Annotated in this window: 7 protein-coding genes and 1 pseudogene; all 8 read left to right on the forward strand. The window is 70.8% G+C overall.

Annotation, left to right across the window (positions count from 1 at the left end; translation table 11 throughout):
- Window positions 1-9 precede the first annotated feature (9 nt).
- The 8 genes and pseudogenes from FL583_RS10380 (at window position 10) to nuoK (ending at window position 9,402) form a co-directional block, all read left to right on the forward strand.
- Window positions 10-1,332, forward strand: a complete 1,323-nt coding sequence (locus FL583_RS10380) for an NADH-quinone oxidoreductase subunit D (protein ID WP_142704366.1) — start codon at window positions 10-12, stop codon at window positions 1,330-1,332.
- A pseudogene (gene nuoE / locus FL583_RS42870) lies at window positions 1,329-2,156 on the forward strand (NADH-quinone oxidoreductase subunit NuoE); the annotation flags it as partial. The gene FL583_RS10380 and the pseudogene nuoE, both read left to right, overlap by 4 nt.
- Window positions 2,157-2,647: 491 nt before the next feature.
- The gene (gene nuoF / locus FL583_RS10390; RefSeq protein WP_142704368.1) at window positions 2,648-3,955 is read left to right on the forward strand and encodes an NADH-quinone oxidoreductase subunit NuoF; all 1,308 of its coding nucleotides are present in this window, start codon (window positions 2,648-2,650) and stop codon (window positions 3,953-3,955) included.
- A 1-nt stretch (window position 3,956) separates the two neighbouring features.
- The gene (locus FL583_RS10395; protein ID WP_142704369.1) at window positions 3,957-6,470 is read left to right on the forward strand and encodes an NADH-quinone oxidoreductase subunit G; all 2,514 of its coding nucleotides are present in this window, start codon (window positions 3,957-3,959) and stop codon (window positions 6,468-6,470) included.
- Window positions 6,470-7,765: an NADH-quinone oxidoreductase subunit NuoH gene (gene nuoH / locus FL583_RS10400; protein WP_142704370.1), complete on the forward strand. Its 1,296-nt coding sequence runs from the start codon at window positions 6,470-6,472 to the stop codon at window positions 7,763-7,765. The genes FL583_RS10395 and nuoH overlap by 1 nt, the downstream gene beginning before the upstream one ends.
- 43 nt (window positions 7,766-7,808) lie before the next feature.
- Entirely contained in the window at window positions 7,809-8,321 is a 513-nt protein-coding gene (nuoI, locus tag FL583_RS10405) for an NADH-quinone oxidoreductase subunit NuoI (protein WP_420843130.1), read from the forward strand.
- The gene (locus tag FL583_RS10410; protein ID WP_240746649.1) at window positions 8,322-9,098 is read left to right on the forward strand and encodes an NADH-quinone oxidoreductase subunit J; all 777 of its coding nucleotides are present in this window, start codon (window positions 8,322-8,324) and stop codon (window positions 9,096-9,098) included. It abuts the gene before it with no gap.
- 4 nt (window positions 9,099-9,102) lie between these two features.
- Window positions 9,103-9,402, forward strand: coding sequence for an NADH-quinone oxidoreductase subunit NuoK (nuoK, locus tag FL583_RS10415; protein ID WP_142704372.1), 300 nt, complete (start codon window positions 9,103-9,105; stop codon window positions 9,400-9,402).
- Window positions 9,403-9,409 lie beyond the last annotated feature (7 nt).

Raw genomic sequence — 9,409 nt, forward strand, 5'->3', positions numbered from 1 at the left:
GGTCATGACATGACTCAGACGACCGACCCGTACGCCGGCTCCCGGGAGACCACCGAGGGGCGCGTCTACACGGTCACCGGCGGCGACTGGGACTCGATCCACGCCGAAGACCCGCTCGCCAGCGAGCGCATCGTCGTCAACATGGGGCCCCAGCACCCGTCGACGCACGGCGTGCTGCGGCTCGTCCTCGAGCTCGAGGGCGAGACGATCACCGAGGCCCGCACGGTCATCGGGTACCTGCACACCGGCATCGAGAAGAACACCGAGTACCGCACGTGGACGCAGGGCACCACGTTCGTCACCCGGATGGACTACCTCTCGCCGATCTTCAACGAGACCGGCTACTGCCTCGCGGTCGAGAAGCTGCTCGGCGTCGAGGTGCCCGACCGCGCGACGACGATCCGCGTCCTGCTGATGGAGCTCAACCGGATCAGCTCGCACCTGGTGTGGCTGGCCACCACCGGCATGGAGCTCGGCTCGACCACGATGATGATCTACGGCTTCCGCGAGCGGGAGCACGTCCTCGACCTGTTCGAGGAGATCACCGGGCTGCGGATGAACATGGCGTTCGTCCGGCCGGGCGGCCTGGCCAACGACCTCCCGGTCGAGGCCGAGCAGAAGATCCGCGAGTTCATCCCGTACATGCGCGGCAAGATCGACGACTACGAGCGGCTGCTCACCGGCCAGCCGGTGTGGAAGGCCCGCACGAAGAACGTCGGCTTCCTCGACGTCACCGGGTGCCTGGCGCTGGGCATCACCGGGCCGGTGCTGCGCTCGGCCGGCCTGCCCTGGGACCTGCGCAAGACGATGCCGTACTGCGGCTACGAGAACTACGAGTTCGACGTCGTCACCGAGACCACCGGTGACGTCTGGGGCCGGTACCTGGTCCGGGTCAACGAGATGCGCGAGTCGTTGAAGATCGTCGAGCAGGCGCTCGACCGGCTCGCCCCGGGGCCGGTCATGGTCACCGACAAGAAGATCGCCTGGCCCGCGCAGCTGGCGCTGGGCGCGGACGGCATGGGCAACTCGCTGGAGCACGTCCGACAGATCATGGGCCAGTCGATGGAGGCCCTGATCCACCACTTCAAGCTGGTGACCGAGGGCTTCCGGGTCCCGGCCGGGCAGGTCTACACCGCGGTCGAGTCGCCCCGCGGCGAGCTCGGCTTCCACGTCGTCAGCGACGGTGGCACCCGGCCCTACCGGGTCCACGTGCGCGAACCCAGCTTCGTCAACCTGCAGGCGTTCCCGGCGATGGTCGAGGGTGCCCCGATCGCGGACGCGATCGCGTCCGGCGCTTCTCTGGACCCGGTTATGGGTGGAGTGGACCGATGACTGAACTGACCGACGAGACGGTCCGCGCCGACCTGGTGGAACAGGCGGCGACGATCGTCGCGCGGTACCCCGAGGGGCGTTCGCGCTCGGCGCTGCTGCCGATGCTCCACCTCGTCCAGTCGGTGGACGGGTACGTGAGCCCGGCCGGCATCGCGTTCTGCGCCGAGCAGCTCGGGATCACCAAGGCCGAGGTCGCGGCGGTGGCCACGTTCTACACGATGTACAAGCGCCGGCCGACGGGCGAGTACCTGGTGAGCGTGTGCACCAACACGATGTGCGGGGTGCTCGGGGGCGACAAGGCCTACGAGGCGCTGGCCGCGTACCTCGAGGTGGGGCACGACCAGACCACCGAGGACGGCCTGATCACGCTGGAGCACGCCGAGTGCCTGGCCGCGTGTGACTACGCGCCGGTGATGACCGTCAACTACGAGTACTTCGACCAGGTGGACGAAGATTCGGCGTTGTCGCTGGTCAAGCAGTTGCAGGAGGGGGAGCGGCCGGCTCCTACGCGCGGGGCGCGGCTGTGTTCGTTCAAGCAGATGTCTCGGCAGCTGGCCGGGTTCACCGACGACCGCGACTCGGTGGCCGACCCGATGATCGGCGTCGAGCCGACGGTGGCCGGTAACCGGATCGCCGAGGAGCGCGGGGTGAGCGTCCCGGGCTACTACCCGAACACGCCCATCCCGAAGAAGTCCGACAAGGACGCCCCGCCCGCAAAGGCCGCCGCCCCGGCCGCGCCGCCCGCCCCAGCTGCGGCGCCCGCCCCGGCTGCGGCGCCCGCGCCGGCTGCGGCGCCCGCGCCGGCTGACAAGGCGGCGGCTGCCTCCACGGCGGAAGGCCCGAAGACGGCCGAGCCACCGGCCGCGCTCATCCCGGTGCAGCCCGCGTCCGCCGCTCCGGCGGCCGACGCGCCCGCTGCCTCCGCGCCCGACGAGGCGGCGAAGCCACCCACGGCGGCGCCAGGCTCATCGTCGACATCAGACACCGGAAGCGAGACGGCGGGGCAGGCGCCGGCGAAGAAGGCCGCGCCGCGGAAGCGGACCACCGGGCCCTCGATCTCAGCCACCGCCGAGCCGGCCGGCAAGCGGCCGGCCAAGCGCGCCACCCGCCGCCCGACCACCGAACGGTCGGCCCCCGCGGTCGAACAGGCGCCCACCGCGCCGGCCCAGGCCACCACCGACCCGCAGGTGAAGGACGTCGAGACCCCGGAGAACCCGGCCGAGACGAGCCCGACCGTGCCGGAGCCGGCCATCGACTCCAAGCCGGCCGGTGACGCACCGCCGACCGATCCCCGCACGGAAAACGAGGGGCAGAAATGAGCGAGCGCGAAGTCCTCACCCCGGTCCTCACCAAGCGCTGGCTCTCGCCCGAGGCGTGGAAGATCTCGGTCTACGAGCGCCTCGACGGCTACGAAGGCCTCCGCAAGGCGATCAAGGCCCACCCCGACGACCTGATCCAGCTGGTCAAGGACTCGGGCCTGCGCGGCCGTGGCGGCGCGGGCTTCCCCACCGGCCTCAAGTGGGGGTTCATCCCGCAGGGCGACGGAAAGCCGCACTACCTCGTGGTCAACGCCGACGAGGGCGAGCCCGGCACCTGCAAGGACCTGCCGTACATGATGGCCGACCCGCACGGCCTGATCGAGGGCATCGTCATCGCGTCCTACGCGATCCGGGCCAACTTCGCGGCGATCTACATCCGCGGTGAGGCCGTGCACGCGGCCCGGCGGCTGCGCAACGCGGTCAACGAGGCCTACGCCCGCGGCTACCTCGGCCGCAACATCCTGGGCAGCGGATTCGACCTCGAGCTCGTCGTCCACTCCGGCGCAGGCGCATACATCTGCGGCGAAGAGACCGCGCTGCTCGACTCGCTCGAGGGCTACCGCGGCCAGCCGCGGCTCAAGCCGCCGTTCCCGGCGGTCGCCGGCCTCTACGGCGGCCCGACGGTCGTGAACAACGTCGAGACGATCGCCAGCGTGCCGTACATCGTGCTCGGCGGGGCCGAGTGGTGGAAGACGATGGGCACCGAGAAGTCGCCCGGCCCCAAGATCTACTCGATCTCCGGCCGGGTGAAGCGCCCGGGCCAGTACGAGTGCACGATGGGCACCACGCTGCGCGAGCTGCTCGAGCTGGCCGGCGGCATGAAGGACGGCCACGAACTGCGGTTCTGGACGCCCGGCGGCTCCTCGACGCCGCTGTTCACCGACGAGCACGTCGATGTTCCGCTGGACTTCGAGGGTGCGGCGGCCGCCGGCTCGATGCTGGGCACCACCGCCATCCAGGTGTTCAGCGACAAGGACGACCCGGTGTACGCCACGTACCGGTGGATCGCGTTCTACGCCCACGAGTCGTGCGGCAAGTGCACGCCGTGCCGCGAGGGCAACTACTGGATGGTCCAGGTGCTGCGCCGGATCCTGTCCGGCCAGGGCACCAAGGCCGACCTCGACACGCTCAGCGACACCTGCGACAACATCTTCGGCCGGTCGTTCTGCGCGCTGGGCGACGGCGCGACCAGCCCCGTTCTCTCGTCGCTGAAGTACTTCCGGGACGACTACCTCGACTACATCGAGGGTCGCAAGGCGCCGTACTTCTCCGCCGAACAGGCCGCACTCGCCGGAGCGCACTGAAATGACCATCGCACCCCAGGCCGTGGACACGGTCACCCTCACGATCGACGGGCTGTCGGTCACCGTGCCGAAGGGCACGCTGATCATCCGGGCCGCCGAACAGCTCGGGATCCAGATCCCGCGGTTCTGCGACCACCCCCTGCTCGACCCGGTCGGTGCCTGCCGTCAGTGCATCGTCGAGGTCGAGGGCCAGCGCAAGCCGGTCGCGAGCTGCACCGCCACGGTGACGCCCGACATGGTGGTCAAGACGCAGCTCTCCAGCCCGGTGGCCGAGAAGGCCCAGCGCGGGACGCTCGAGCTGCTGCTGATCAACCACCCGCTCGACTGCCCGATCTGCGACAAGGGCGGCGAGTGCCCGCTGCAGAACCAGGCGATGAGCAACGGCGCCGCCGAGTCCCGGTTCCGGGACGTCAAGCGCACCTACCCGAAGCCGCTGGCGATCTCGACCCAGATCCTGCTCGACCGCGAGCGCTGCGTGCTCTGCGCCCGCTGCACGCGGTTCTCCAAGCAGGTCGCCGGCGACCCGTTCATCGAGCTGCTGGAGCGCTCGGCGCTGGAGCAGGTCGGCATCGCGTCCGACGAGCCGTTCCAGTCGTACTTCTCCGGCAACACCGTGCAGATCTGCCCGGTCGGTGCGCTCACCAGCGCCGCCTACCGGTTCCGGGCCCGCCCGTTCGACCTGGTCAGCACCCCGTCGGTGTGCGAGCACTGCGCCGGTGGCTGCGCGCTGCGCACCGACTGGCGGCGGGGCAAGGTCCTGCGCCGGCTGGCCGGTGAGGACCCCGAGGTCAACGAGGAGTGGAACTGCGACAAGGGTCGCTTCGCGTTCCGCTACGCGACCGGTAAGGAGCGGCTGACCCAGCCGCTCGTCCGGAACGCGGCCGGCGAGCTGGAGCCGGTCTCGTGGAGCGAGGCGTTCACCGTCGCGGCCCGCGGCCTGGAGACCGCGAAGGAGAACGGCGGCGTCGGCGTGCTGCCGGGCGGCCGGGTCACCTACGAGGACGCCTACGCGTACTCGAAGTTCGCCCGGGTCGCGCTGGGCACCAACGACATCGACTTCCGGGCTCGTCCGCACTCCGACGAGGAGGCGCTGTTCCTCGGCGCCCACGTCGCGGGCTCCGGGCTCGGCGTCACGTACTCCGACCTCGAGAACGCGTCCGACGTCCTGCTGGTGGCGCTGGAGCCGGAGGAGGAAGCGGCGATCCTCTTCCTCCGCCTGCGCAAGGCGTGGCGGAAGCGCGGCGCGCGCATCTGGTCGATCGCCCCGCTGGCGACCCGCGGGCTGGACAAGCTCGGCGGGACGCTGATCCAGGCCACCCCGGGAGCCGAGCCGAAGGTGCTCGACGCCCTCCGGGCCGGCGAGCTGCCCGGTCTCACGTCGCTGTCCGACGCCCTGCGGGTGCCGGGCGCGGTGATCCTGGTCGGCGAGCGGGCCGCGGGCATCCGCGGTGCGCTCTCGGCCGCGTCGCTGCTGGCGCTGAACACCGGGGCCACGCTGGCCTGGGTGCCGCGGCGGGCCGGCGAGCGCGGAGCGGTCGAGGCCGGCGCGCTGCCGACACTGCTGCCCGGTGGCCGGTCGGTCACCTCGGCGGCCGGCCGCTCGGCCGTCGAGTCGGCCTGGGGCGTCTCCATCCCGGCGACGACCGGCCGCTCGACCTCGGAGATCATCGCCGCGGCGGCCGACGGTGTGCTCGGCGGGCTCGTGGTCGGCGGCGTCGACCCCGACGACCTGCCGGATCCCGTCGCGGCCCGGGCCGCGCTGGCCGCGGCCCCGTTCGTGGTCTCGCTCGAGGTCCGCGACTCGACCGTGACCGAGTACGCCGACGTGGTGTTCCCGGTCGCCCCGGTGGCCGAGAAGGCCGGCAGCTTCGTCAACTGGGAGGGCCGGGTCCGGCCGTTCGGGCTGACGCTGGCCGGCACCGGAGCGATGTCCGACGCCCGGGTGCTCGACCAGCTGGCCGACGAGCTCGGCGCCTACCTCGGGGTCAGCTCGGCCGAGGCCCTGCTGGCCGAGGCCAACGCGCTCGGCGTGGCCGGCCCGGACGTCGAGCCGCCACCGTCCCCGATGGAGCCGGCCGCCGCCCGGGTGAGCCCCGGTGACGGCGAGGCCGTGCTCGCCACCTGGCACCACATGCTCGACCTGGGCACGCTGCAGGCCGGCGAGGAGCACCTGGCCGGCACCGCGAAGCCCGCGTTCGCGCACCTCTCGCCGGGCACGGCGGCCGAGCTCGGCGTCCGGCCCGGCGCGCACATCCTGGTCTCGACCGACCGGGGCGCGATCCAGCTCCCGGTGGCGATCACCGAGATGCCCGACCGCGTGGTCTGGGTGCCGGCGAACTCCGTCGACTCGCGGGTGCGTCCGACGCTCGGCGTGGGGGCGGGCGATCTCGTCCGCATTACGGCAGGCTCGGCGGACGTCGCACCGGTCGGAGACGTCGAAGCGCGTGCTACCAGCGACGGTGGGGATCCGGCCGACGGCGGAGTGCCGGCGCCCGAAGCTCCCGAGGAGGCCTGATGACGACCGGAGCGGTGCTCGCGGCCGCGGAGCCGGCTGCGGTCGGCAACGACCCCTGGTGGCTGATCATCGCGAAGATCATCGCGACGTTCGCCATCCTCGTGGTGCTGGTGCTGTTCTCGATCGTGGCCGAGCGCAAGGTCATCGGCTACATGCAGGTCCGGCCGGGCCCCAACCGGGTGGGCCCGTGGGGCACGCTGCAGAGCCTCGCCGACGGCATCAAGCTGGCGTTCAAGGAAGACCTGATCCCGGCCGCGGCCGACAAGGTCGTGTTCATCGTCGCGCCGATCCTCTCGGCGATGGTCGCGCTGGTCGCGTTCTCGGTGATCCCGCTCGGGCCGAACGTCTCGGTGTTCGGCCACAAGACCGCGATCCAGCTGACCGACCTGCCGGTCGGCGTCCTGTTCGTGCTGGCCTGCTCGTCGATCGCCGTGTACGGCGTCGTGCTGGCCGGTTGGTCGTCCGGGTCGACGTACCCGCTGCTCGGTGGTCTGCGGTCGGCTGCCCAGATGATCTCGTACGAGGTCGCGATGGGGCTCTCGATCGTCCCGGTGCTGCTCACCGCGGGGTCGCTCTCGCCCAGCGAGATCGTCGCCTCGCAGGAGAACACCTGGTACGTGTTCACGCTGCTGCCGAGCTTCGTCGTCTACGCGATCTCGGCCGTCGGCGAGACCAACCGGGCGCCGTTCGACCTCCCCGAGGCCGAGTCCGAGCTGGTCGGCGGTTTCCACACCGAGTACTCGTCGCTGAAGTTCGCGATGTTCTTCCTCGGTGAGTACGTCAACATGGTGACGGTCTCAGCGCTCTGCACGACGCTGTTCCTCGGCGGCTGGCGGGCTCCGTTCGGCATCGGCACGCTCTGGGCCGGCGCGAACGAGGGCTGGTGGCCGGTCCTCTGGTTCATCATCAAGGTGCTGGCCGCGCTGTTCGTCTTCGTCTGGCTCCGCGGCACGCTGCCCCGCCTGCGCTACGACCAGTTCATGCACTTCGGCTGGAAGGTCCTGGTGCCGGTCAGCCTGGTCTGGCTGCTGCTGGTCGCGGCCATGCGGACGATCAGCCGCGAGTACGACATCTCCACCCGCAACATCCTGATCGGCCTCGCGGTCGTGCTGCTCGTCGTCATCGCGGTGAGCCTGCTGGTCCCGGAGCGTCAGAAGAAGGAAGTCGACGCCCGCGATCCCAACCCGCAGTCCGACTTCCCGGTTCCGCCGATGGACCTCGTCGTTCCGCCCTCGCCCCGGCTGAAGCAGGTCCCGGCCAAGGTCGGCGCGGACCAGTCCGAGAAGGAGAACTGACGTGCTCGACTCCGTCAAAGGCTTCGGCCTGACCTTCTCGACGATGTTCAAGAAGCGGGTCACGATCAAGTACCCGGACGTCCCGCAGCCGAGCGCCCCGCGCTTCCACGGCCGTCACGTGCTCAACCGGCACCCCGACGGGCTGGAGAAGTGCGTCGGGTGCGAGCTGTGCGCCTGGGCCTGCCCGGCCGACGCGATCTACGTCGAGGGCGGCGACAACACCGAGGAAGCCCGGTTCTCGCCGGGCGAGCGGTACGGCGCGATCTACCAGATCAACTACGCGCGCTGCATCTTCTGCGGCCTGTGCATCGAGGCCTGCCCGACGCGGTCGTTGACCATGTCGAACGCCTACGAGCTGGCCTCGGACAGCCGCGCGGACCTGATCTTCACCAAGGAGCAGCTGCTCGCGCCGCTGCTGCCGGGCATGGAGCTGCCTCCGCACGCGATGCGGCTGGGCGAGAACGAGACCGACTACTACGTGCAGGGCCCGACCAACCCGGGCGCCTCGGCCGGAGCCGAGCGCACGGACCGGTCGGACGCGAAGGAGGTCGTCTAAGTGAGCGTCGCTCTCGACCTGTTGGCCGCCGCGGCCCCGGGCGACCCGCCCACCGGCGAGAAGGTCGCGTTCTGGGTGCTGGCCCCGGTCGCGCTCGGTGGCGCGATCGGCATGGTGCTGGCCCGTAACGCGATCCACTCGGCGCTGTTCCTGGTCTGCACGATGTTCAGCCTCGGCGTGTTCTACGTGCTGCAGGCCGGTCCGTTCATCGGCATGGTGCAGATCATCGTCTACACCGGCGCGATCATGATCCTGTTCCTGTTCGTGCTGATGCTGGTCGGCCGAGATTCGTCGGACTCGATCGTGGAGACGTTGCGAGGGCAGCGGCTGGCCGCGATCCTGCTCGGCATCGGGCTCGCGGCCCTGGTCACGACCGGCCTCTACCGGGCGCTCGGCGAGGTGAACGCCCGCGGGCTGGCCGAGACGAACGCCCGGGCCGGCGGGAACGTCGAGGGCATCGCGGCCCAGCTGTTCACCCGGTACGTGTTCGCGTTCGAGGTCACCAGCGCGCTGCTGATCACGGCGGCGGTCGGGGCGATGATCCTGGCCCACGTCGAGCGCGACAAGGCCGGCGTCCCGACGCAGCGCGAGCGGTCGATCGCCCGGTTCCGGAAGGGCAACTACCCGGCTCCCAAGCCCGGCCCCGGCGTCTACGCGCTGGCGGACTCGGTGGCCACCCCCGCTCTGCTGCCCGACGGCACGGCCGCCGACGGCAGCGTCGCGCCCTCGGTCGAGCGGCGCGAACTCGACAGCGGCCTGACCACCCCGAAGGGCTGAGGGCGTGACTCCTACCTACTACCTGCTGCTCGCCGCAGCGCTGTTCACGATCGGCGCGGTCGGCGTCCTCGTCCGGCGCAACGCGATCGTCGTGTTCATGTGCATCGAGCTGATGCTCAACGCGGCGAACCTGACGCTGATCACGTTCTCCCGCATCAACGGCACGCTCGACGGCCAGATCATGGCGTTCTTCGTCATGGTGGTCGCCGCCGCCGAGGTCGTGGTCGGGCTCGCGATCATCATGTCGATCTTCCGCACTCGCCGGTCGGCCTCGGTCGACGACGCGAACCTCCTGAAGTACTGAGGGGATA

This window comes from Cryptosporangium phraense (assembly GCF_006912135.1).
Taxonomy (GTDB): Bacteria; Actinomycetota; Actinomycetes; order Mycobacteriales; family Cryptosporangiaceae; genus Cryptosporangium; species Cryptosporangium phraense.

Excerpts from the sequence above, each read along its gene's own strand:
- FL583_RS10380 (WP_142704366.1), top strand. The coding sequence starts at position 10 with ATGACTCAGACGACCGACCCGTACGCCGGCTCCCGGGAGACCACCGAG.
- FL583_RS10395 (WP_142704369.1), top strand. The coding sequence starts at position 3,957 with ATGACCATCGCACCCCAGGCCGTGGACACGGTCACCCTCACGATCGAC.
- nuoF (WP_142704368.1), top strand. The coding sequence starts at position 2,648 with ATGAGCGAGCGCGAAGTCCTCACCCCGGTCCTCACCAAGCGCTGGCTC.
- nuoH (WP_142704370.1), top strand. The coding sequence starts at position 6,470 with ATGACGACCGGAGCGGTGCTCGCGGCCGCGGAGCCGGCTGCGGTCGGC.
- nuoI (WP_420843130.1), top strand. The coding sequence starts at position 7,809 with ATGTTCAAGAAGCGGGTCACGATCAAGTACCCGGACGTCCCGCAGCCG.